Genomic DNA, 24,324 nt, shown 5'->3' with positions numbered 1-24,324 from the left:
GGGAAGGTGTCAGCTGTGTGCGGCATCCTCCGGGGCGGGGAGGCCGGACTTCTTCCCGCCCCGGAGGTTTTGGTTCTTATTTGGTACTCGTCTGGTTCTGCTTCATTAGCTTTTATCTTTCGCAGCTTATCGCTTGCGCTTCTGTAACCTGATTAGTCACGCCCGCTCATGCGCTTCTTGGTGATGAGGAGAACGCCTGCAGCTGCTACAAGCACGCCGCCTACCACGTAGAAGATTGTGGTGCCGATGCCGCCGGTGGAGGGAAGAAGGGTACCCGCCACATTTTCAATCTTTATACTTACACTGTCATCCGGAACCGTATTCCCCGTCACAGAGGTAACGCTATTTTCCTCTGTATCTACTTTATTACCATTCGCATCAAACCAAATTGTTGTTTCCGTTGTAGTCGTCACAGTTGATGTCTTCTGAGCAGTTACCTCTGTTTCACCAACAAGCAAGTTATATCCATCGGGAGCGCTTTTTTCAGTAATGGAGTACTTCTGAGGAACATCAGTGCCATCACCATTCTGAGCCAAACCGATGATGACAAGCTTTCCATCTTCATCACATGACATTACACTGGATTCTCCCTCCTTCGTACCTGTAATCTTGTACTGACCAACAACCTCATTCTCTCCCTCCTTAACCGGAGTTACTTCATAACCATTAATGACAAATGTCGCACCTGCCAGATTCAATCCATTTCCGTCAACTTTCTGAATAATCATTGCATATGTGGAAATTGTTTCTGTATTAGTATATTTATCGCTTCCGCCTCCCTCAGAATCGTCATCATATTTCCATGATAAGGTTACAGTATTTGCGTTTTCTGTAGATGTCAGTGAAATATTCCCATTCACAGTAGCTGTATAAGTAATCTCTAATACAGCGCCATTATCATATAAGCTTGCTTTTGTTTCCTCATTACGCCAGGGAATCGTTATAGTACCAGGGCCAGCCCCATCAGTTCTAGCAAACTGCTGTACATCCAAGGGTGTCGTTGTAGCGCTGTCCCCGCTTCCTACAATGACATTAATTGCGGTAACATTCACATCAGAAAGAAAATCAGGCAAAGTATCTGTTATAATATAGCTGACAATCTGCTTTGGCTCTGTCTCCTGTGTAGCGTTCTCCGGCACTACATAGTTTGTCGTGTTGAACTTCAAGGTATATTCTACTTGCTGTCCAATATAAACATCATCATCTTTAACTTTCTTAGCATCCTCAGGCACTTCCGGTCCAGTAGGATTCTTGTCAACTATCATTGCATCTGGGTTAGTATCGTCAATACTAACTACCGCCCCTGTGCTAGAAGCAACCAGGTAATAGCCATATTCCAAATTGATGAATTCCAGTGTGGAGCCATCTGACGATGTAGCACTGGCAACAGGAGTAACCGTTCCTTTTCCTACATACTCCTCTAATGCCACAATATCAGCCGGTGACAATGATTCTGGAGCTGCTGTGACATATTTACTAGTTGCATTTACCGTGAATCCAGCAGGAAGGCCCTCTGCCGTTTTTCCATCCATCAATTTAAATGCGATGGAACCATTCTCACTCCTTGTTGCATCAAAAATTTTGTAGATTTCGTATGTTTCGCCTTTGGCAGTATTTTTAATCGTGATAGTTGCCGTATCAGGGCGTTTCTCTGCTCCCGCAGGTACAGTCTGTGCCGATGCCGTGATGCCCATAGCCAGAACCATGATAGCTGCCAAGGCAAAAGCAAATAGCTTTCTCATCTTACCTTTCATAGTAAAACCTTCCTTTCTTTCCTAAAAAATGTTTTTGGTTTCTTTTATTTATCTGGTCTTGCAGTCGGCGCACATAAGCGTCGAATGGAGGCTTCTTCTCAGAATCAGTGCTGACCTCCTTTCTCTTTTTTACGCCTCATGCTCAGACCGTACATAAGACTGGTTGCGATTACCGCAAGCCCGCCCAATGTATACATTACAGTACCGGGGCCGCCGGTTTCGGGAAGTGTGATTCCCTTTGAGTTATAAATTTTTAGGACACAGATTACTTTCCCTGTAGACTCATCTGTTGTCTTGTCTTGCTCAATAGTTGTACCATTGTCTAATCGCCAGGCTTTGACCTCGGCAGGTGTGACCGTAATTTTTACAGGCTTTGTCGGTTGGATATAACCCCCCTCAGGCACTTTGTCTTCGAACAGATAATAATTTCCAGGATTCAATTCCCCGATTATACTATCTTCATCCAAAGAAGACTGGATTACATTGACTTTATCTTCACTTGGAAGATTACTTCCATTATTTATCGCCTCAAGAACCCTATCCGTTTCACGATAAAGGCTAAATTCCGCTCCGCCTAACTGTTTTGCACCGTCAACATCAAGCTTTCTCAAAGCTACACTATATGCCTCGGGCTTATTCTTGATTGTCAGTGTATATTGATACCCATCTCCGATACTTCTTTCTGTAACCACATAGTCTTTGGAATCAAAGTTTTCTACTTCCTCACCTTCCACTTCCACTTTCGTGACCACCATTCCCGTTTCATGTCCGCTATCTGCTTCAACGGGGTCATTGATTTCAAAGTATACACAGACTTTCTTATAGCCCTCTGGAGCTTCTGTTTCTTCCAGCCTGTACTCGCCGTAGGGCAGCGTTGATGCTCCTGCAAATTCGATTACACCTGAATCCTTAGATTCTGCTTCGGCTACATCTTTAATAGTGCTTCCATCCTTTACTTTGACAGCTTCATACGCACCGCTCTCCGCATTCTTCTTTGTCAGGCTGAATTTTGCACCAGACATCGCGTCTCCGTTCTCATCTGTTTTCATAAAGATAACATTCTGGAACTTTGTCTCATCCTGAATCTTAAATTCAATGCTGGCAAGCCCTCCGTTTCCGGATGTCCCTGCGGCCTTATATTCTGTACTCAGCCACTCAGGTGTCGTAGCAAGCGCCTCGCCATGTACATCCTTGATACTGATGTCCATGACCTTACTCTTGTCTTCCGAAACTTGAACTTTGAAATATATCTTTTCTCTCTGTTCATATCCGTTAGTTGCATAACTCTCTTCCAGGCAGTAAATGGTATCGTTCTCCAAATCGTAGATTGTCAGTATGCCTTTTTCATTGACGGCACTGCCACCTGACGCTGTCAATTCCCTGCCTTCATACAGCGTTTTATCCGCCTCATTCAAAGTACATTCGTATAGCTTGAACTTAGTACCTTTTAATACATTTCCTGCTTCGTCTGTCTTTGTTACTTTTAAGAGGTTCGTGCCCTTTGCCCATTGCGGGTATAGAATTACTTCATATACACCATTGGAATTTTTTGTAGCATACAGGCCTTCTACCGGTTCACCATTTTTATAAACCTGACCTTTTTCCTCGTCTGTTCCCGGATTGATTATCTCTACAGTAATGGTATCGTTATCGCCGAAATCCGCATCCCCAGTACCATTTCCTGGCTCGTTGTATGTCCCTGCCGTAAAACTGATTCCTCCGCCGTTCGGACTAGTATTCCATCCAACAAACTTATATCCGGTTTTTTCCAGAGGAATATCGCTTTGCAGAAGCTCACCTCCACTAGCAATCAGGCTATTGTGCACCATCGCTGAATCACCTTCATTACCGCGATATGCATACTGTGCGCCCGGGATGACTGTACCTCCTGTTACGCCATTATCAGCATAGACCAAATTCCATTGTTCGGTTCTCTTCAACAGTACGCCGTCAATATGCCAGCAGTCGTCCTCCCGTCCGTCTTTGCACACATACCAGGCGACATAATAGTCCTTCTTAAAATCCTCCACTGATATATCGCTAAAATCAACGATTTGTCCCGCTACCTTTATGGAGCCGTTCTTTTCCTTTATTCTTGCCAGCAAATCCTCGTCTTTGGGAAAGTATTCCAAATTGGCTTCAACCGCATCACCATTTTGGACACCATATATGTGCATCCAGTATTTGAGGGGATTTCTCACTTTATTGCCTGCGTCATCTTTCGCAAATACATATTCCGTATAATTGGCTCTATTCAGTATCCCACCTGCGCTAGTGTCGCCAACGTTTCCAGGCTCATTGGGAATTTGTCCGTCCAGCCTCACGAAGAACATTACCCCTCTTCCTGTCCGCGCCTGATCATTGTACTCATTATCCTCTGGCCCATTCAATTCTTTATAATTAGTACCATAATATACGACACTGCCAGAACCCCTGACATTACTCGGTGCCGCCCATATCGCATATAAATTAATTTCATATTTCCCCTCGGAGATTTGCTTTATATGCGAATCAGTCACTTCCAGGGTAATCACGCCATCCGACACATATGTTGGTACAGTGAACTGATTAATCGTGATATCCGGGTCTCCACAGTATATCAAATGGCCGATATCTGGCTGATAATTAGAATTACTGTTCAGGGACCAACCATAGAATTTATAGGTTTTTCCGTCTTCTGTATAATCATCCAGTTTTCCAATCTCATTTTTCCCAGCCGTTCCCATAATTGGTATCCGTATTACCGTTTTTCCATCCGCCGTTTCTTCAGCATCCAAATATCTCCGGCCCAGTAATGTTCCCCGCTCAACCTCGGATACTTCGTCTTGAAATTTGGAAACGCTTAATTCGTTCTTATAATAGTTGATTCTATATTGTCCGGATTCGGTCGATGGAGCCGCAAACTTCCATTTGGTATATTGTGCTTTATACCCAGCCGCGATCTGGCCATTTTCATAATTCAAATAACTCGAGGCTACCGTACTATAAATTCCAATTTCATCAACGCCATTCCCCAAAAAGTCTAAAGACGTGAATGCATACTGATTCGTCATAGTCCAGCCGGGGCCTACATCACTCAAATAATATCCATCCTCACTTTTCAGCGCATTCCCGTATCTATTGCTCTCACAAATCCAGATAAAGCCATCCTCCGTGTATTCACTCCCGGCTACTATCGCTCCCTGTGCATCCACCGTAACCTCTACAGCCTGCAGCGCATGGCTCTCATCGTGATACAGCGCATATGTCTTCCCACCGCTCTGGCAATAAATCTGGTAGGAACTTCCATCTTCCAAGCGGGAGTCTCCACTGCTCCTACCAAGAGCAAAAGTGGTAATGCCATCCATCCCGGGGTCATCGCCTCTATCCTCACTACAATAGACCAGCTGATTCTCTCCATTTCTCGGGCCGACCCCGAAATCCGAAAAGCTGTCCGTCTCGAAGCTGGTAGCCTTGTTCCCCTCTTCATCCGTCCTGATTTCAGAGGCATTCAGCTCCTCAGTAGCCTCATTTCCAAAGTGGACTACCTTAATCTGTTCGCCGTCCTCGTACTGGTCATCCAGCAGCTGTACGGTAATGGACACAGGAGTCTCAGGCTCAATCTCCGCGCCGTCCGCATCATAGAAGCCGATGCTCAGAAGCATATCCATCCGGGCGCTTTCGCCTACCTGCTCCAGGTACTCCGCCTCACGCCGGGCATAGTACTCAGGGTTGCTTTCCGGCGTAATCGCTTCTACTTTAAGCTCCGCTTCCTCCGGAATCTCCGCATCCAGATTGTACTCGGCAATCACGATAATGTTCAGGGCATCGTTCCTGCACTCTTTCCTGACGCTGAAAGTCCTGACTTCTGTCCTCCCAACCGCATAGGTTGACAGGCTGTTCTCCTGGAATCTTACAGACTGATTACCTGCTTCGTCTGCCAGGACATCGGCATCCAGTTCCTCTGTCTGCGCTTCGCCAAAGCGGATTGCCTGAATCCCTTCGCCCTCTTCTGCAAGGCCGTCCGGTATCTGAACCGTGATGGTCACAGGCGCTTCCGGCTCTATCCTGGTCTCTTCCACATAGAATCCGATTTCAAAAAGCATATCCATCATGGCATTTTCTGTCGTCTGTCCGATAAATTCGGCCTCAAGCTGCGCATATTGCTCAGAATCGCTTTCTGCCGTAATCTGCCTTACCCGAAGCTCCGCTTCCCCCGGAATGTTGGCGAGGGCATCGTATTCCACAGCCACGCTCACATTGCCGTCCCGGGCTTCTTTGCGGAACTCATGCGCCGCCTCTGCCGCAGTCTCTCTGACCAGAGTCGCTACCATTGCGTCCAGTCCGTCACCGGCGTTATATACCAGCACTGCGGGTTCCCCTGCGTCACTGCCATTCTCATCCAGCCCCTGCACCGTAAAGGTCACTGTTCCCCCGGGCTGAACCTCTTCCTCATTTACAAGGAACCGGAGCCTGTAGGATACCTCTTCTGTAATGCTTTCCCGGGTTTCCTGCACTCCGTCGGCCTCGTCCGCTTCCGGCTCTGTCGTTTCCGAACCATCCTGCGTGCCGCCCTCAGCCTCGGCCTCAATCCGCTCCGCCACCAGCCGCGCTTCCTCAGGGATGTTCGCGGACTCGTCATATTCCGCCACTACCCTGATTTCCGCATCTTCATATGTCTTCTGGAACAGTTGTGCCTCGCCGCTTTCCTCATCGGCCGCCTCGGCCTCTATGATTTCAAAGCAGCCGTCGGCATGTACATGCTCCAGCAGCTCTGTCTGCCCGCAGATAAGGTTCCCATCCTTGTCACAGCAGCTGTCCTCATGGGTATGCAGCTCCAGTTCTCCGCAGACATTGACCGTCTCGGTCACATAGCACTCATCGGTATGCTCATGCGCGTCATATCCTTCTTCAATTTCGCAAATCAGCTCTTCTGTCCAGGCGTAGCACTCATCGGTATGTTCGTGCACTTCTTCTGTCTGCCCGCAGGTCAGCTCCTCGCTCCAGGCATAGCATCCATCAGTATGCTCATGGCCCTCTTCTGTATCAGTGCAGGTCAGCTCACCCTGAACCAATGTGCGGCATTCTGCGCTGTGCTGATGCCCTGCTCCCTCCGTGCCGCAGGTCAGCCCGCCCCGGACTTTGGTATAGCAGTCTTCATCGTGCTGATGGCCCGCGGACTCCTCCCTGGTGCATATGAGGCGTTTCTCTTCCGCAAAGCATGAGTCTTCGTGCACATGGGGCTCTATTTCATCCAACCGGCATACCAGCTGGCCGTCCTGCCCCTTGCAGTCATCATTGTGGACATGGACGACATAATCCGCCTGCCCGCAGACCAGCTCACCTTCGCTGTCCCGGCACTGTTCGGTATGCTGATGCACCTCTATTCCGCAGATGAGCACTTTCTCCTTATGGCTCAGCGCCTGGCCGCTCATCTTCAGTGCAGTCACTGTCCCCGCTGTGACCACCACAGCCATGCACAGGAATGCCGTCAGCCAGAGTTTATGTTTTTTCTTCTCCCGCAAGATTCTTGCAGCCTGTTTCCTCAAAGCTTCCATTGTGCCGTCTCCTTCCTCGTATCCAGATCTGTTAATCTATCAGTCCCATTCCGTCAAGCGCCTGTCCGGAGCCTGTATCCGGCCAGCCCAGCCATTCTGCATTATCTCCCCGGTCCAACGCGGCCGTGACCGCTGCCGCGTTGGACCGGGATACCTCATAATAAACATTACGTAGTATCCCGCGGAGGAAAATATAAACTATTGAAACAAAAACCTGTTTTAGCTGAAAATTTTGACGCATCTTTAGACTTACCATCTGTTATAGTAGTCATACAGACAATACAAAGGCAGCCATATCCGTTTCAGAATGGCTGGCATAGAGATTCTGTGGCAAAAGAAATCCTTATATGAATTTGCCCGCAGATATTGAATTTTCAGGCAGACAAGAGTATAATAACGGATAGATGAGAGTATCGTTTTTAAAAATACCGCATAATGTTTATTATGCGGTATTTTTGTCGTACAGCACAAGCCCCAGTCTGCCCAGACGCTGCTCCTGCATCTCGCAGCTGATAAGGGTGTAGATTCTTGTGGTGTTGATATTGGAATGGCCCAGCAGATCGGCCAGGTGGCAGATGTCTTTTTCTACATTATAATAAGTGACCGCGAAAAGGTGGCGCAGATTGTGCGGGAAAACTTTCCCTTCCTCCACTCCTGCCTCTTTGCACAGGGCTTTCATGGCGTGGAGGATGTTGCTGCGGTCCATGGGCCTGCCTCCACGGGTTATGAAGATGCTGCCGGACTGGATGCCGCCGGATTTTGCATAGCGCTTCAGCTCCCGGCACAGCTCCATAGGCAGGATGACCATGCGGGTCTTGCCTTTGAGCGACACCCGCGCCCGCCTCGTATAGAGGGCCTCCACGGTGACGAAAGGCAGTTCGCTGATCCGGATTCCCGTGGCGCAGATGGTCTGCATCACCAGACACAGGCGCAGGTTCCCCCGGCGCTTCGCCGCTTCCACCAGGCGCACGTATTCGTCCCTGGACAGCTCCAGCTCCCGGGAGCGGAAGACGGCTTTCTGAATCTTGAAAGTGCGCACCACGCAGTCGGCACATTCCAGAAAGCGCAGGAAGCTGTTCACGGCTGCCAGCATGGAGTTGGCGCTGGCCACCGCATACCGTTCCGCCAGATGCCCCTTGTACCGGATGACCGCCTCCTTGGTGACAGGGGCATTCCCCAGGAAAGCGGCAAAGGCTTTCGCGTCCCGCATGTATTTCTCAATGGTGGCCCTGCTCTTCTCCTCAGACCTGAGTCTGTTCTCAAAGCGTCCCATGTCTGTCTTGTCTATGATCTTATCGGGTGTAAATTCCATTTCTGTCCTCCTAATCTTGCCGCTTGAATCCGGCGGAAAATATCATCCATCGTACCATATGGCAATCCGGTTTGTCATCTCTTCTCCGCAAATCAGGCAGCAGATTCTCCATGCAAAATCCCCGGACTGCATACGGCACGCAGTCCGGGGATTTTTCATCTATCCTTTTTAACTTCCTTTTACAATCAGCAGCTTCTGTCCCGCTTTCAGCTCATCGCTCTCCAGCGCGTTCAGTTCTCTCAGGGAATCCACAGGGGCATAGTAGCGCTTGCCGATGTTCCAGAGGTTGTCGCCGTCCTTTACCAGGTAGACCACCATGCCCGGGAGGCTGCTCATCTTCCCGGTGTCCAGCTCCGATACATTGATGTCGCTTATCAAATCCATAGGGATGGTTTTGAACACTACAGTGGAGAAGCTTAACACTGCCTTTACGTCCATCTCCTCTCCGTCCAGCATGGTCACCTGGAGCTGCTCTACCTCCGCGCGCACCTCTCCCATGTCCTCCGGGGCAATGTCAGGCACCTCCAGAGTATATTGATAAGGAAGAAACGCCTGGGTGCTGCCGTAGGGGGCTTCATCCTCCCCTGTGATGTACATGATTTTCACCTGCACGCTGCCCTGGAGCAGGATGCCGTTCTCCACAGTGCTGCGCTGCTCCAGGCTCACGTTACCTTCGCTGTGCAGCAGCTGCAGCACGGTTCCGTCCGTGACGCGGACATGATCCGTGACCTTTGTCTTGCCGGTGACCTTTGCCAGCAGCCTGCGCAGATTCGCTCTGCCTGTGGTGGTGCCGATTTCCTTGGACACGCCGTAGAGGTCTGAGATAATTTCCAGCTTTTCCTCCTCGTAGATCCGGATGGAAATATCCAGGACCAGTTCCAGTCCTATGCTGCGCTCCTCCCCGTCGAAATCCGGGCGCACGGCCAGTTCCTGCTGCCCCAGGTGGTAGCGGATGTCAGGCAGCATCCCCTCCCTGCAGCCATGGCATTCCAGCACGCCGCTGAAAGGCACTGTGGTCTCGAAACTGCGGCAGGGATGGTCCTCCCCCTCGCCCTCATACAGCAGGAAAAGACGGATATCCCCGGAAATGGTGATTTTTTCCTCCATGACCTTGAATTCCACATCCCCCAGGGAGATATTGCTCCAGAGAATCTGGAAAATATTGGGATAATTGGACGGAAGCGCCACCTCCTCCTTTAAGCGGAAGATGTCGTTCTTTGCGATGGCGATCTGGGCCAGTTCCAGAGGCATGCGTCGGTACTCCACCTTTTCGTCCCCATGGACGGCGATGGGCACTTCCACGTCGAAGAGCTCCTCCACCCGGGCTGTCAGGGTGATCAGGGACTGGATGTTCAGCTTGCGCGAGTTAATCATGTTCATGGAGAGGTCCTCCACCTCCCCGTCCACGGTCACGGTGTCCGCGGGCACCACCCCCTGCATGTTGATGCGTTCTTCAAAGGGCATCTTGCTGTCCAGCACCACCAGGCTGCTCCCCTCCTCCATGGTGTGGTAGAGCACCACGAAGCCAAGCCTGCCGCGGACCGTGACGGAATCCGTCCCCGGTTTGATTTCATCGATGATCAGCTCTCCCTTCTCCAGGTTCAGGGCGGCTACATCCGGCTTGTTCTCCGGAATGTTCACGTCATCCTCCAGCGTGAACTGTGTGACAGCCTGGACTCTGACGCGATCCATATGTATATTTCTCTTTAACAGCTCCACGAAAATACCTCCATATATACTCGTATAAGAATATATATGAAGGTATTCTTTAAGATATGCCTGCTGTGTGAGTCTTAATCGCGAATCCGCTCACTCGGGCAGCCTTGAAGATTTCTCCTCACCTGTCCACGGCCCCGATCAGATCCGTGACATCCTCCACATGGTACTGCTCCATGTAGCGTCCGATGCCCTCCACTACCTCCGCGCTGGTGTAAGGATCCACGAAGTTCATGGCGCCGATGCTGACGGCACTGGCACCGGCCAGCAGGAATTCCACGGCGTCCTCCGCATTTGCGATGCCTCCCATGCCGATGACGGGAATCCGCACCGCATGGGCCGCCTGATAGACCATGCGCACCGCGATCGGCTTGATGGCCGGGCCGCTCATGCCGCCGGTCTTGTTGGCAAGGGCGAACCTGCGCTTGTGGATGTCGATCTTCATGCCCGTGATGGTGTTGATCAGGGACAGGGCGTCCGCGCCTGCTGCCTCCGCAGCCTTTGCCATCTCGGCGATGTCAGTGACATTGGGGCTCAGCTTCATGATGACGGGCTGTCTGGCGTGTCGTTTAACTTCTTTCGTGATATCGTACAGATTGTCCGCTTTCTGGCCGAATGCAATTGCCCCTTCCTTTACATTGGGGCAGGACACATTGATTTCCAGCATGGCCACTGCCTGTTCCTCTCCCAGCCGCTCCACTACATCCACGTAATCTTCCACCGTCTTTCCGCAGACATTTACAATGATTTTCGTGTCGTACTGCTTCAGGAAAGGGATGTCCCGCTCCAGGAACACGTCAATGCCGGGATTCTGGAGGCCGATGGCATTGAGCATGCCGCCGTAGACTTCCGCCACTCTGGGGGTGGGGTTGCCCGGCCAGGGCACATTTGCCACACCCTTGGTCACTACGGCCCCAAGCCGGTTCAAGTCCACGAATTCCGAGTATTCCATCCCGGAGCCAAAGGTTCCGGAGGCTGTCATGACAGGATTCTTCAAGGTGACGCCTGCTATTGTTACTTGTGTATTCATATCCGTACCTCCTTACGCGCTGATGCGGGTCTTGGCAGAATGCTTATGTATTTCGGGCATTCTGCCGTGTGAAGCCTTAGAATTTCTTTGTCCGCGTACTTTGCGGGCTTAGAAATTCTCTTCACAATTCTACCTCCTGCGCTTCAAATACAGGGCCGTCCGTGCAGATGCGGGCATTGTGCACATGGGAATGATGGTCGATTTCTTTGGTCTTCACCACGCAGCCCAGGCATGCGCCCACGCCGCAGGCCATATGCTCCTCCAGGGAGATGTATGCCGGAATGCCATGCTGGCATGCGTATGCCTTGACCGCACGCAGCATGGGCATGGGGCCGCAGGCGAAGACGACTTCCGCCCCCAGTCCGTTCTCCGCGATGGCGTCCATCACATTTCCTTTCGTGCCGGCGCTGCCGTCCTCGGTGGCTACATACACAGTGCCGTATTTCTCCAGATCTTCTTTCAGGAAAAGGCTGGAATCCCGATAACCCGCCACAATCTGCTTCTCCGCCTCCAGCCGCTTGGCCAGCTCTAAAATCGGGGGCACGCCGATGCCGCCGCCCATGAGGAAAACCTTTTTCCCTGTTCCCTGCTCCAGCGGAAAGCCATTCCCCAGATTGCCCAGTACAGAGATACAGTCTCCTACTCTGTAGCCGGAAAACTCCCTGGTGCCCGCGCCGGCAATACGGTAGACGATGCGCAGCCTGGCTTGTCCCGCATCCGTCTCGCAGATGCTGATGGGGCGGGGAAGAAGGGTGCTTTTATCCTTGGGATAGATGCCCAGGAACTGGCCGGGCTTCGCGTCCGCCGCGAGGGGGGTCTCTATCCACATGTCGAAGATGTCCGGTGCTATCTCCCTCTGGGAGAGCACCTTTGCGGTGTGCTTTTGCTTCATGATTTGTTTCCTTTCTGGGTATCCAGGGATAATCCTTTGCCGCAAAATAATGGCATGGCAAAACTTAAGGGCAATAATCCAAGCAGACTATTGCCCCAATCCATAACACTGCACAACACTTAACAAAAGAAAATCCTCTCAACTAAAAAACACACGAACTTTACCTAACGCTTTTAGTATATCCACATTTCCGCGGAATGTCAACAATAATTTATGGCGCCTCTTCATAAGCTGTCCTCCCGGCGCAAATCGTCCGCACCACTTTCCCCCGCAGCCGCCAGCCGGTGAAAGGGGTGTTTGCAGATCTGGAGGCATAGCTCTCCGGGACATATTCCGCCGCGGTGTCTATCAGTATGATATCCGCAGGGCCTCCCTCCGCCAGATATCCGGCGTCCAGATGGTACAGGTTCGCCGGGTTGGTGCTCATGAGGCGCAGGAGCCGGCGCATGGTCAGGTATCCGGCCTCCACCAGCCGGGTGATGCCCAAAGACAGCGCCGTCTCCAGGCCGATGATGCCGCTGGGCGCTTCAGTGATGGGCTTTTCTTTTTCTTCCGCTGTGTGGGGGGCATGATCCGTGGCGATGATATCAATGGTGCCGTCCACCAGCCCCCGGATGATGGCCAGCCTGTCCTCCTCTTCCCGGAGGGGCGGATTCATCTTCGCCAGCGTGCCGTATTGGATAGCAGCTTCCTCCGTCAGGGTAAAATGATGGGGCGTGGCCTCCGCATGTATATTGCTGCCTCTTGCTCTGGCCTGCCGCACCAGTTCTACGGATTCCCGCGCACTTATATGCTGTATATTGATATTCGCTCCTGTCTCCAGCGCCAGCTGCAAATCCCGCTCCACCAGGCGGATCTCAGCCTCTCTGGGAGAGCCTCCTATCCCGAAGAAGCCACTGGCCTTGCCCCGGTTGATTCCGTTATTGTCTATCAGCCCCGGATCCTCCTCGTGGAAACTGACAGGCATATCCAGCCCGGCCGCGCGCTCCATGGCCTCCCGCACCAGATTCCCATCCAGAAGCGGTACGCCGTCATCCGTAAAGCCCGCCGCTCCGGCCTCCGCCAACTCCTCCACAGGCGTCAGTTCTTTCCCGCGCATCCCTTTCGTCACATTGGCGCAGGACAGCACATGGATGTCTGTCCCGTATCCCTTTTCCAGAACATAGGCAAGCGTCTCCCTGTTGTCTATGGGAGGTTTTGTATTGGCCATCATCACCACCGTGGTAAAGCCCCCCGCAGCAGCCGCGGCAGCCCCGGTCACAATGTCCTCTTTCAGCGGGAAGCCGGGATCGCGGAAATGGACATGGACGTCCACCAATCCCGGCGCCACCAGCAGCCCCTCTGCGTCGATTACTTCGCATCCCTCTTCCGGCCTCTCCAGCCCTTTCCCGATCCGCAGGATTTTCTCTCCCTCCGTCAGGATGTCGAACTTGCCCTCCCTGCCGGACTTCGGGTCAATCATATATCCATTTTTGATTAGCAGCATAAGCGCCTCCTGTCTTCCCTGTGCCAGACTCCTCTTTCATTTCTCCAAGTGTACCATAACCCCACTAAAAAAGGCAAGGGACATATTGTCCTTGCCTTAAGTTGTGCCGCCTTGCCGGGAGGCTTTCACCGTTTTCCATCACTCAAATGTCACTGTCTGCTCCAGATATTCCGTCTTCACCACTATGTAGGGACATGAGGGCTGGGGATTCTCCTTTTCGGATGGCTCCGGCCCCAGCAGGCTGGTATCGATCACGATGTTCGCATCCGTCAGGTACAGTTCATTCACGGCGATGCTGTAGCCCCCTGTCTCTTGTTCTCCGTATCCGATGCATATGTACAGATTTGCGTTGTCTGTGTAGGTAATCTGGAAAGGCGCCGCCTTCTTCTCCTCAATGATGGGCAGAAGCTGCTCCGGTATCATCTCCTGGCTGAGCACTGTGAAATCCAGATCCCGGAGTTTGATTTTCTCCTCGTTCATCATCGTACAGCCGGAAAGGAACAGCATACAGGCAATCACCAGTCCATAAAATCCGATTTTTTTCAATGATAGACCTCACAAAGTTTCTTCTATTTTTTTCTATTTTATGTACAGTTTGGGATTTCTATGCTAGAATAGAAAGGATTCTTCTATAAAGACTTCATGAAAGGCTGATACCATGATACGTTTTATTTTAATCGTACTTTATTTGTTGCTGTTCCTGGTCCTCTCTATTCCCGCCCTGTTGGCGGAATGGCTCATCGGCAAACGCAGCCCCGGACGCAAAGACAGATTCTCCAAAGCGCTGGTAAGCTGGGGATTCCGCTGTATCGCTGCCCTGGCAGGCACGAAGCTCATCGTAAGGGGGAAAGAGAATATCCCGGCTGACAGCGCCGCCCTGTTCGTGGGCAACCACCGCAGCTATTTCGATATCGTGCTCACCTATCCCCAGTTCCCCGGGATTACGGGCTATGTGGCAAAAAAAGAAATGCTGCGCTATCCCTTGCTGCTCAACTGGATGCGGAACATCCACTGTCTGTTCCTGGACAGGGACAATATCAAGGAGGGCTTAAAGACTATCCTGAAAGGCGTAGAAGAGGTAAAGAGCGGCGTCTCCCTGTGCATCTTCCCGGAGGGCACCCGCAACAAGGTGAACGACACTTTCCTGCCCTTCCGGGAGGGCAGCTTCAAGATAGCGGAGAAAGGCGGCGTCCCGGTGGTCCCCATGGTCATCCTGAACTCGGCGGATATCTTTGAAGACCATCTGCCGCGGGTCAGGAGCACTACCGTGGTCATCGAGTTCCAGCCCGCCATCTATATGGACAGGATGGACCGCAGCGAAAAGAAGAATATGGGCGCCCATGTCAGCGGCCTCATCTCCAAGCGCTACTTTGAGCTGAAAAAAGAATATTTTCCGGAATAATTCCCGGAAATCAACAGTCCTCCGCGCCTTACGCGGAAAGGGGCAGCTCCACCTGGAAACTGGTCACCTCGTCCTCGCTCCGGGCCGTGATGATGCCGTTGTGGAGGGTGACGATTTCTTTGGCGATGGCCAGCCCCAGCCCGGCTCCGCCGGTGTTGGTGGCCCTGGCATCGTCCAGCCGGAAAAATTTCTCGAAGATGGCCTCCAGTTTGTGGGGAGGGATGGTCTTTCCTCGGTTAGATATGACTATCCTCACATGGCCTCTCACCGGCCTGCACTCCACGGAAATCGCTGTCCCCGGATAGCTGTAGGCAATGGCGTTCTTCAGGATATTGTTGAACACCCTGGCCAGTTTCTCCCCGTCCGCGTAGAGAGTGACGGGTTTTCCCGACTGATCCGGCTCTATCTCAAGCCTTATGGTATTTCCGTGTTCGCTCAGCAGCGGATAGAATTCATCCGTCATCTGCTCCAGCATGAAAGAAAGATTCACCGTCTCTTTTTCCAGCGCAATCTGCTGCAGGTTATAACGGGTAATCTCAAAGAATTCATTGATCAGCTTCTCCAGCCGCAGCGCCTTGTCCAAAGTGATGTGGACATATTTCGCCCGCTGCGCGGCAGGCATGTCCGGCGCCTCGTCCATCAGGCTTAAGTATCCGATGACAGAGGTAAGGGGGGTCTTCAAGTCATGGGCCAGGTAGGTAATCAGGTCATTCTTGCGGTTAGCCTCCTCCCGCATTATCTGCTCGTTTCGCTGCATGTCGGCCTTGATTTCCACGATCCGCACGGAAATGTCTTCGTATCCCTGAGGGAACACCTCCACCGCCTCTTTGGTCTGCCGCATGTAATCGTCAATCATCCGGCCCGCATCCCGCATAGCCGCTTTCACCTGTCTGGAGGCATACAGAATAGACACAAGCCTTACAATCAGCACTACCGCCACAATCAGGATAATCAGCGCCGCGAACAGCTTCCGCTTTAAGTTCCCCCAGTTGATGGTCTGGGTAAAATAGCCGTCCACGTCAGCGTCCCCCAGGGCCATCCATTCTGTATAGATGAAATTTCGTTCAATCCACTCTCTCATGAATCCGTTGAGTATCTGATCAAGGAACACATACAGAAATCCGCAGACAATATAGCCTCCTGCCAGGATGAGACATGTGACCAGAAATCTCTTCAGCTTTGCATTAACCTTCAATCTTGTACCCGCACCCCCAGACTGTCTTGATGTATTTCGGATGCTCGAAGGAATCGCCCATCTTTTCCCTCAGATGCCTGATGTGCACCGTGATGGTGTTGTTGTTCTTTGTGTAATACTCATCTGCCCAGATCAGATGGAACAGCTCCTCTGCGCTGACTACCTGTCCCTTTCGCTGGCACAGGATGCGGAGGATGGAAAACTCCGTGGGGGTCAGGTTCAAAAGCTTTTCATTCAGGTAGCATTCATGGGTCTTTACATTTATAGACAGGCCGGATATTTCCAGCAGTTCCTCCTGCTGCAGCCCCGTGTTGTAGCGCTTGTACCGGCGCAGCTGGGCTTTCACCCGGGCCACCAGCTCCAGAGGCAGGAAAGGCTTGGTCATGTAATCGTCCGCGCCCATGGTAAGGCCGGTGATTTTGTCCATCTCCTCCCCCTTTGCCGTCAGCATGATAATCGGATAATTGTGGCGTTCCCTGATTTTGCGGCAGATGTCCAGGCCGCTGGCCCCGGGCAGCATAATATCCAGGATGGCCAGATCCAGCCTTTCGTTTTCCACCATTTCCATGGCCATGGCGCCGTCGTAACATTTGACAATCCGGAACCCCTCGTTCTCCAGGTACAGGGCCACCAGATCCGCTATCTCCTTTTCGTCATCCGCTATCAATATGACTTCGCTCATAGACTACCTCTTTCCGTTTTTCCGTGTATTTCCATCATGAAATACAGGCATGCCCGCTTTGGCGGCGGGCTGTTCTGCCTGTTTCCAAACACTTGCTTTTTATCTTACCACAAAACAAATGAGATAAGGTTAAGATTTTCCTAATATTCTTTCCGCAGGTTTTGGTCCGCATCCTGCATTCAGTCCATACTCTGCAGGAATTCCAGGATTTCCGCGAAACCCATATCATGGGAGGCTTTTATCAGTACCGTGCTGCCCTCCGGTATCAGGGTTTTATCTGCGGCCATGGTTTCCATCAGGACCTTTCTGTCGGGATAGTGGGCGATGCGGCGGGGCAGTCGGGCAGTTTCTTCTGTCCGCTTCGCTGCCGTACGGCCCATTGTCTGATCCGTCCGGTCTGTTGCCGCCTGATTTGTCATTTGATTTGTCCCTGCCTGCTCCGCTGTCTGGTTCGCCGCCCGGTACATGCAGCGGGATTCCTCCCCTACGCAGTAGATATCATCGATGCCTGCCGCTACAGCATAACTTCCTATCTCCTCATGCAGCTGGCCGGAGTTCTCCCCCAGATTCAGCATGTCGCCGAGAATCGCCACTTTCCGGGTATCTGCCAGCGCAAGCAGATCCAGAGCCGCTTTTACGGAGGCCGGATTGGCATTGTAGCAGTCGTCGATGATGGTATAATGAGGGTGGCTGATGATATGGGTCCGCCCGCTCACTGCTGCCACTTTCCCGATTCCGGTGGCAATCTGCTCTCCGCTTAAGCCCAGCAGCCTCGCTACACAGGCGGCCGCGGCGGCATTCAGCACCATATGCCTGCCGGGCTGGGGTATATGGACGGCAAGCCTGCACGCTCCGCTCTCCGTACCGGCTGCCTCTCTTCCTGCACAGCCCATGCCCGTCATAGTCTCTGCCTGCACGCCATCCATGCCTGCTGTCTCACATGCACATGCGCCGCTTTCGACTACTTCTTTGTCTGCATATGTGCCGTTTGTCACTGCCCCCTTATCCGCACATGCAGCATTCCAAGGGGATCGGAGCTGCGACATCACCAGTGTGGCATCGCTCCCCCACAGTCCTCTGCCGACGATGTCCACAGCCGCCACCTCCTGGGACGGACTGCTCCCCAGCCCGAAGAAACGGGGCTTATGTCCCTTAATCTCCGTCAGGGCGTTCAGCCTGTCATCCTCGCCGTTTAGGCAAATCTCACCGTCCGGAGCCATATAGTCGAAGATTTCCGATTTGGCCCGCAGGATGCCGTCCCTGTCCTTTAAGTTGTTCAGATGGCTCTGCCCGATATTGGTCATTACACACACATCCGGCCTGGCCATCTTGCTTAAGCGGTGCATTTCCCCGAAATCGCTGATGCCCATCTCAACCACTGCGATCTCATGCTCCCTGCGGATGCGCAGCAAAGTCAGCGGCACCCCGATTTCATTGTTGAAATTGCCCTCCGTCTTCAGGATATGGTATTTTTCCGCCAGCACTCCGGCAATGAATTCCTTGGTGCTGGTCTTGCCCACGCTGCCGGTGATGCCTACGACTTTTATGGAAAGTTTCTTCCTGTAGGCCTCTGCGATGTCTTTCAGGGCCTGCAAGGTATCCTCCACCAGCACGTAACAGCCCCAGGACTCCCCGGCGCCTCTGTCATCTGTCTGCGCTGCCGCTCCCGGCGCACTGTCTCCTGACGCGCCGATATTCTGCGGCACACTGTCGTCCGGCGCTCCTGCCGCCCTGCGTTCCGCTCCTTCAACCTCTTCCGGACGCTTCTGCGTCACCGCCAGTATGGCCCCTTTCCCAAAGGCAGTCCGAATAAACCGGTGTCCGTCCACCCGCTCGCCCACGGTAGCGATGAACACTCCCTGAGGCTCCACCTGCCTGGAGTCAATGACCACAGAACTGACACAAGTGTCACCATCTGCTTTTCCGCTCTGTACCACCAGCTCCCCGCCGCAGGCATGTGCTATCTCCTTTATCGTCAAATCCATCATGATCGCTTTCCCATCCTCTCTCCGGCCACTTTTCCCATTATATGATTCTTTTGGCTCCTGCCTCGTCCTCTTAGTCTTAGTCACCAAACCGCTTCTGTCTCTCCGGACGGCCTTCCTCACGCCGTAAGCCCGGCGCTCCGTCTCGTTCCAGGCCTCATTCCCGGCTATGTGCCATCCGCAGAATCGCCTCGCACAGCTGTCCGAAGTCCATGCCAACAGCCGCGGCCTCCTGAGGCAGCAGCGATGTAGGGGTCATCCCCGGCAGGGTGTTGGCCTCCAGGCAGTAGATTTCTCCCTCTCCGCTCATGATGAAGTCCATCCTGGCGTAGCTCCTCAGCCGCAAAGCCGCGAACACCTGCTCCGCGATTTCCTGCATCCGCAGGCTTACTTCCTCCGGAATCTCCGCGGGACAGGTCTCCACAGTGGTGCCCGCCTGATATTTGTTCCTGTAGTCGTAAAAGCCCTCCTTGGGCGCCATCTCTATCACAGGCAGCGCTTTTCCGTCCATGACCCCTACGGAAAATTCTCTGCCTTTGATATACTGCTCCACAACCGCCTCATCGCCGTAGCGGAAAGCCTCCTCCCTGGCTTTTTCATACTCCGATGCATCGTTTGCGATGCAGACTCCTATGCTGGATCCGCCGCAGCAAGTCTTTACGATACAGGGATAAGGAATATCTGTTTTTTCGTTTTCTCCGTGCTTCAGCCGAAAGCCCCGGGGCGTGGGAATCTCATAGGCCCGGAACAAATCTTTCGTGATTCCCTTGTCCATGGCCAGACAGGATCCCACAAAATCCGCCCCTGTATAGGGAATGCCCAGCAAGTCGAAGCAGGCCTGAATCCTGCCGTCCTCGCCGTTGGCCCCGTGGAGCGCCAGGAACACGCAGTCCGCCTGCCCGCAGATTTCCAGCACCTTAGGGCCGAAAAACCCCTTTCCGCCGTCTTTCCTCAAGGCCTTTACGGCCTCCAGATCCGGACATTCCTCCCCCACGGCGCTCACCTGCGCCGCCCAGTCAGTATCCCGCTCAAAAATTCCTGCCGTCTCTCCCTCATATCCCAGATACACATCCAGCAGAATCGCCTGATGCCCTGTTTTCCGAAATGCATGGTAAATCATGCCGCCGGAGCTCAGCGACACGTCCCTCTCCGAACTGATTCCTCCTGCCAAAACTACGATTTTCATAGGAAGCCCCGCCTTTCTTTTCATGCCTGCGCGCTATATAGCCATTCTATTGATATTTATTCCGCTGCCTGCCGATACATGACAGCGGTCCCATGCAACCCGCTGTCCCACCGGCTTTTTCATTATACTAAGAAAGGGAATCCGAGTCAACCATTCCCCCTCCAGACAAGCCTCCTCCGGAGGCTCCCTGCATATAAAAAAGACAGTCCGACGAAAAACTTTCGTCAGACTGCCTCCTTTGCTTCATCCGCTTCATACACCACTTCTCCGTCAATGATGGTATACAGCGTCCTGGTGAACACCTCCATGGGATTCCCGGTGAAGACTGCGATGTCCGCGTCCTTCCCCACCTCCAGGCTGCCCACCCTGTCCGCCACGCCGCAGATGACGGCCGGATGGATAGTGATGGCCTTATAGCCCTCCTCCAGCGAAAGCCCCGATTTCACTGCCATCCCCGCGCACAGCGGCAGGGACGAAATCAATGATACCGGATGATCCGTGGTGATGGCCGTCATGACGCCAGCCTGGTTCAGGACTCCCACAGTCTTGAATGCCATGTTCTGCACCTCGATTTTAGACCTGCTGGCAAGGTCTGGCCCCACAATGGCGGGAAAGCCCTCCGCTGCCAGTTCCTCCGCTATCAGATGCCCCTCGGAGCAGTGGTCCAGCGTCATCTTCAGACCGAATTCCTTTGCGATGCGGACTGCCGTGAAGATATCATCCACCCGGTGTACATGGGCCTTCAGGGGAATCTCACGCTCCAGCACAGGGAGCCAGCATTCCAGGCAGAAATCCTCCTCGAAGCTTTCCCCGCTTTCAGACGCCTTTTTCTTCCTGTCCCGGTAAGAGAAAGCTTTGGTCAGTTCCTCCCGCAGCATGGCGGCTATGGCCATCCGGGTGGAGGGGCTTTTCCCCTGGCCGGAATAGTTGACCTTGGGATTCTCCCCGAAAGCCACTTTCATGGCCGCGGGAGCCCTCACCACCAAATCGTCCGCCCTGCGCCCCTTTGTCTTCAGGAAAGCGAACTGGCCGCCCACCACATTGGAGCTGCCGGGGCCTATCATGGCCGAGGTGATCCCCGCCCGGACCGCGTCGTCAAAGGCAGCGTCCATGGTATTGATGGCATCAATGGCCCGCAGGCAGGGCGTGACGGGGTTTACTGTCTCATTGCAGTCATCCCCCTCCATGCCTTTCTTTTCCTCCGTGATGCCCATGTGGCAGTGGGCCTCTATCAGTCCCGGCATGACCAGGCCGTTTCTCGCCACTATGACCCGCTCACCGGACTCAGGATGAAACGCTTTCTCATCCCGCTTTCCGATTTCCGCTATCTTTCCATCCTGAATCCGGATATATCCGTCTCTGATATCCCTGCCGGCCATTGTCTTGATAAGACCACCGATGATATACATATCAACTCCCATCTGCCCGCTGCGGCGGGCGTACAAATCAGGATTCCCATGCCGCAACAGCGGCAATGCCACCACAGTGGCAATGCCACCACAGTGGCAATGCCACCAAGTGGCATGAACAATGAAATCAGGGCTGGAACAGCACCTCCGGGTTCACGGGAGCGCCGTTCAGCGTAAGCTTCAGGTACAGATTGCTGCCCTCCACGCTGTAATACTTGGTAGGCGCCGCGATGAACGCGATGACCTCGCCGGGCTCCACATAGCTGCCCTCCATGACGCGAATCTCATCCAGCTGTCCGTAGGTAATCTGGTAGCCGTCCCCCAGATCCACCGTAAGGGCATGCCCGATTTCCTCATTTTCAAAAACAGAGATGACCTGGCCGTCCGCGCAGGCTGTCACGGCAGAACCCTGTTCCGCAGCTATCATCAGGGCAGAATTGTACTTAAACTGGTCCAGTGTGGAGAAATAGACGCTGCTGTCCATGCTGAAAGGAATCAGCACCTCGCCGCTCACCGGGCGCAGCAGTCCCTCGCTCTCCGCAAAATGCAAAGGCTCTGCCGCTACCGCGCTGCCGTCGGCGCTATCCGCCTCACTGGAGGTTCCCGCATCCGCAGCGCCATCTCCGCTCTCCTGGACGGGAGCCTCCGGCGTCGCTGTAGCGTCAGCGTCTTCGCCTTCTGTCCCCTCCTCCGGCATCTGCGGGGTTATCTCCGGCTCCTGGGCGATGGTGTCGGCCGACGGTATCTCTTCCGGCATCTCCTCCGTCGTCCCGTCGGTGAGTCCCGGTATCTTCACCAGAGCGGAACCTGCCTCCATGGGCAGATAGTCCAGGTCATCCTCTTTCCCGGAAATTTCCTCCGTGCTGTCAGGAATATTCTTTGCGATGCTGTCCTTTCCCGAATCCGCGCTTTCCTCCACCGGCTCGTTCCGGGCAATCTCCTCATACTTGTCCTCCGCATTGTTCTCCAGCGCAGTAAAGTCGATGGTATAGCCATCGTCCTGCTCCTGTGTGTTGTTGGATTTCATGTAGATTCCCGTCATGGTCAGTGCCGCCAGCACGAACACGGATGATGCAATCATGATGGTGCGTTCTTTCTTCGCATTGTTCCTTCTGTTTTTTCTCATAGCTGCCTTCCCTTCCTTTTTCATTCAAAGCAAACTTGTTTTGATATACCAAATATCCCAAAATTTATGATATTCGTTTTCTCGCTTACAGTTTGCCCTATCGGAAAGGAATTATGCATGAAAAAAGACAGCTTCTCTCATCAAAAAGCTGTCCTTTCTTTTTCATGAAATCAGGCCTGTGCCTGATACTTTGCCACATCCACATGCTGTACGGTGCCCGCGCAGCCGTTCTCATAGAGGAACACGCCGCTGTTGCGGATGGCGCCCTGTGTCTGTCCGGCATTGCCCTTTAAGGTGAAATCCGTGGAGACATTCTGCAGGCAGATAGCGCCTACGCCCTTGTCGGCCAGCCTGTAGAGCACATCGTTCCCGTTCTCGTCCTTGCACCAGATCTTCAGCTTATCCCAGACGGCGTCATTCTCGTCGATCCAGCCATTGCCGTCCTCATCGTACTCTGCCAAATCCGCGAAGCCGTTTCCGCTGGCTGTGCCAAACAGCTCGCTGCCGTCGTTAATCTGGCCGTCCCCGTTCTTGTCCAGCGCCAGATAGCCGCTGCCCGGGCCAAGCCGGGATATCTCGTCCAGCTCCCCATCCGCGTCGATGTCGAAATAAAAGGTCTGGTCAGAGAGGGAAGCGATATCCGTGTCCAGGTTGATGACCAGCGGGTCGCACATGGTAAAGCTCAGCTGCAGGCTCTCCATATAGCGCTCCTGGACACTGCGGCTCATGCCTACGTTTATATTGAAATCAATCTCCCTGCCATCAGCGGTGCGCACCGTGCCCACCGTGGAAAAGCTGGTCGCCTCAGACTCTGTCTTAATCGTCTCGTTGACATAGGAGAGCACCCGCATATCCGCCATGTTCCCCAGGTTCACACCCTCCTGCCCGTTCTGTACCAGTCCGGAACCGTTCTGGTTCTGAATGCCTGAAGCGCCGTTCCCATTCTGCCGGGCCGCCTCATAAGGAGTCGTGCTCCGGTTCTGCCACAGGCCAAAGCGGCTCCTCCTGGCCGAGAACAGGATATCATAAATATAGCGAATCGTGGTCTGGCGAATCTGAGCCATGGTCTCGCTGGCAGAGCTCCTGATCGTCATATTGGAGCTGCGGCTCTGCAGGCGGCTCTTCCAGTCCTGAAGCGCCGATGCGGACTGATCCGCCCGGGCCTTTTTCCCATCCGTCTCTCCCGCGCCCGATGCGTCCCCGGTCCCTCCTCCCAGGGCAGCGTCCAGGGCATTTCCGCCGCCTGTCAGATTCCCCTGATATTTCAGTACGGTAAACCGTCTCAGGGAAACAGAGGTCGAGCGATAATTTCTGGCTGACGTCATTCCCACTGTACCGGAATCAATCTTCAATTCTTTCTTCACTCCTTTATGTCCACCCATCCTGCAGGCTTTGAGGTTCCCCATCCTCCATGATGCGGGTTCCGCTGTCCTGCCGGACTTTTTATGGTTTCCATCCTGTCCCCCGGGCACGCCCCCCTCTTCAGCCTCCCGCTTTTACGAGGCGTACCACCGCTTCGCGCTGTGGCGCCTGCGGCATAAAAAAATGGCACTTAGACAGGGAATTCCTTTCCCTGTATAAATACCATCCGTGGTGTCCATATCTAATCTGT

General features: G+C 53.2%; 16 protein-coding genes. 1 reads left to right on the top strand and 15 read right to left on the bottom strand.

Annotation, left to right across the window (positions count from 1 at the left end; genetic code table 11):
- Positions 1–152 precede the first annotated feature (152 nt).
- The 8 genes from NFS35_RS16885 to NFS35_RS16850 form a co-directional block, all read right to left on the bottom strand.
- A complete protein-coding gene (locus NFS35_RS16885) occupies positions 153–1,754 on the bottom strand; it encodes an LPXTG cell wall anchor domain-containing protein (protein WP_251208293.1) in 1,602 nt (533 codons plus the stop codon).
- Between the two features lie 104 nt (positions 1,755–1,858).
- On the bottom strand, positions 1,859–7,291 hold the full coding sequence (locus NFS35_RS16880; RefSeq protein ID WP_251208292.1) for a SpaA isopeptide-forming pilin-related protein: 5,433 nt from the start codon (positions 7,289–7,291) through the stop codon (positions 1,859–1,861).
- 442 nt (positions 7,292–7,733) lie between these two features.
- On the bottom strand, positions 7,734–8,603 hold the full coding sequence (locus NFS35_RS16875) for a tyrosine-type recombinase/integrase (RefSeq protein WP_251208291.1): 870 nt from the start codon (positions 8,601–8,603) through the stop codon (positions 7,734–7,736).
- Between the two features lie 168 nt (positions 8,604–8,771).
- Positions 8,772–10,295 carry a DUF3794 and LysM peptidoglycan-binding domain-containing protein gene (locus NFS35_RS16870; protein WP_251208290.1) on the bottom strand — a complete coding sequence of 508 codons (1,524 nt, stop codon included), beginning with the start codon at positions 10,293–10,295 and terminating at the stop codon, positions 8,772–8,774.
- A gap of 145 nt (positions 10,296–10,440) precedes the next feature.
- Positions 10,441–11,349, bottom strand: a complete 909-nt coding sequence (locus NFS35_RS16865) for a dihydroorotate dehydrogenase (RefSeq protein ID WP_251208289.1) — start codon at positions 11,347–11,349, stop codon at positions 10,441–10,443.
- A 121-nt stretch (positions 11,350–11,470) separates the two neighbouring features.
- Positions 11,471–12,244, bottom strand: a complete 774-nt coding sequence (locus NFS35_RS16860; protein ID WP_456298456.1) for a dihydroorotate dehydrogenase electron transfer subunit — start codon at positions 12,242–12,244, stop codon at positions 11,471–11,473.
- A gap of 208 nt (positions 12,245–12,452) precedes the next feature.
- Positions 12,453–13,727 carry a dihydroorotase gene (locus NFS35_RS16855; RefSeq protein ID WP_251208287.1) on the bottom strand — a complete coding sequence of 425 codons (1,275 nt, stop codon included), beginning with the start codon at positions 13,725–13,727 and terminating at the stop codon, positions 12,453–12,455.
- Positions 13,728–13,865: 138 nt separating this feature from the next.
- Positions 13,866–14,273: a protease complex subunit PrcB family protein gene (locus NFS35_RS16850; RefSeq protein WP_330640304.1), complete on the bottom strand. Its 408-nt coding sequence runs from the start codon at positions 14,271–14,273 to the stop codon at positions 13,866–13,868.
- 112 nt (positions 14,274–14,385) lie between these two features.
- Here NFS35_RS16850 and NFS35_RS16845 point away from each other — a divergent pair, with 112 nt between their 5' ends.
- Positions 14,386–15,129, top strand: a complete 744-nt coding sequence (locus tag NFS35_RS16845) for a lysophospholipid acyltransferase family protein (RefSeq protein WP_251208286.1) — start codon at positions 14,386–14,388, stop codon at positions 15,127–15,129.
- 28 nt (positions 15,130–15,157) lie between these two features.
- Here NFS35_RS16845 and NFS35_RS16840 read toward each other — a convergent pair whose 3' ends face one another.
- From NFS35_RS16840 to NFS35_RS16800, 7 genes are all read right to left on the bottom strand, one after another.
- On the bottom strand, positions 15,158–16,324 hold the full coding sequence (locus NFS35_RS16840; protein WP_251208285.1) for a sensor histidine kinase: 1,167 nt from the start codon (positions 16,322–16,324) through the stop codon (positions 15,158–15,160).
- Complete coding sequence (vanR, locus tag NFS35_RS16835) at positions 16,314–17,006, bottom strand: VanR-ABDEGLN family response regulator transcription factor (protein ID WP_251208284.1); 693 nt, start codon at positions 17,004–17,006, stop codon at positions 16,314–16,316. The genes NFS35_RS16840 and vanR overlap by 11 nt, the downstream gene beginning before the upstream one ends.
- A 179-nt stretch (positions 17,007–17,185) precedes the next feature.
- Positions 17,186–19,210 (bottom strand): UDP-N-acetylmuramoyl-tripeptide--D-alanyl-D-alanine ligase, encoded by a 2,025-nt coding sequence (locus tag NFS35_RS29335; protein WP_330640303.1) that lies wholly within the window; start codon positions 19,208–19,210, stop codon positions 17,186–17,188.
- The gene (locus NFS35_RS16815) at positions 19,149–20,177 is read right to left on the bottom strand and encodes a D-alanine--D-alanine ligase family protein (protein WP_251208283.1); all 1,029 of its coding nucleotides are present in this window, start codon (positions 20,175–20,177) and stop codon (positions 19,149–19,151) included. Before NFS35_RS16815 ends, NFS35_RS29335 begins: the two co-directional genes overlap by 62 nt.
- A gap of 224 nt (positions 20,178–20,401) precedes the next feature.
- Positions 20,402–21,586: an amidohydrolase gene (locus tag NFS35_RS16810; RefSeq protein ID WP_251208313.1), complete on the bottom strand. Its 1,185-nt coding sequence runs from the start codon at positions 21,584–21,586 to the stop codon at positions 20,402–20,404.
- A gap of 127 nt (positions 21,587–21,713) precedes the next feature.
- Positions 21,714–22,712, bottom strand: coding sequence for a M23 family metallopeptidase (locus NFS35_RS16805; protein WP_251208282.1), 999 nt, complete (start codon positions 22,710–22,712; stop codon positions 21,714–21,716).
- Between the two features lie 170 nt (positions 22,713–22,882).
- Complete coding sequence (locus tag NFS35_RS16800) at positions 22,883–24,076, bottom strand: hypothetical protein (protein ID WP_251208281.1); 1,194 nt, start codon at positions 24,074–24,076, stop codon at positions 22,883–22,885.
- Positions 24,077–24,324 lie beyond the last annotated feature (248 nt).

Source organism: Acetatifactor aquisgranensis (assembly GCF_943193215.1).
GTDB lineage: Bacteria > Bacillota > Clostridia > Lachnospirales > Lachnospiraceae > Acetatifactor > Acetatifactor aquisgranensis.
The sequence above is the reverse complement of the archived record's forward strand: the minus strand, read 5'-3'. Positions and strand labels throughout refer to the sequence as shown.

Bases quoted from the DNA above. Each gene is read 5' to 3' on its own strand.
- NFS35_RS16885 (WP_251208293.1), bottom strand. From the start codon at position 1,754: ATGAAAGGTAAGATGAGAAAGCTATTTGCTTTTGCCTTGGCAGCTATC.
- NFS35_RS16880 (WP_251208292.1), bottom strand. From the start codon at position 7,291: ATGGAAGCTTTGAGGAAACAGGCTGCAAGAATCTTGCGGGAGAAGAAA.
- NFS35_RS16875 (WP_251208291.1), bottom strand. From the start codon at position 8,603: ATGGAATTTACACCCGATAAGATCATAGACAAGACAGACATGGGACGC.
- NFS35_RS16870 (WP_251208290.1), bottom strand. From the start codon at position 10,295: ATGGATCGCGTCAGAGTCCAGGCTGTCACACAGTTCACGCTGGAGGAT.
- NFS35_RS16865 (WP_251208289.1), bottom strand. From the start codon at position 11,349: ATGAATACACAAGTAACAATAGCAGGCGTCACCTTGAAGAATCCTGTC.
- NFS35_RS16855 (WP_251208287.1), bottom strand. From the start codon at position 13,727: ATGCTGCTAATCAAAAATGGATATATGATTGACCCGAAGTCCGGCAGG.
- NFS35_RS16845 (WP_251208286.1), top strand. From the start codon at position 14,386: ATGATACGTTTTATTTTAATCGTACTTTATTTGTTGCTGTTCCTGGTC.
- vanR (WP_251208284.1), bottom strand. From the start codon at position 17,006: ATGAGCGAAGTCATATTGATAGCGGATGACGAAAAGGAGATAGCGGAT.
- NFS35_RS16815 (WP_251208283.1), bottom strand. From the start codon at position 20,177: ATGAAAATCGTAGTTTTGGCAGGAGGAATCAGTTCGGAGAGGGACGTG.
- NFS35_RS16810 (WP_251208313.1), bottom strand. From the start codon at position 21,586: ATGTATATCATCGGTGGTCTTATCAAGACAATGGCCGGCAGGGATATC.
- NFS35_RS16805 (WP_251208282.1), bottom strand. From the start codon at position 22,712: ATGAGAAAAAACAGAAGGAACAATGCGAAGAAAGAACGCACCATCATG.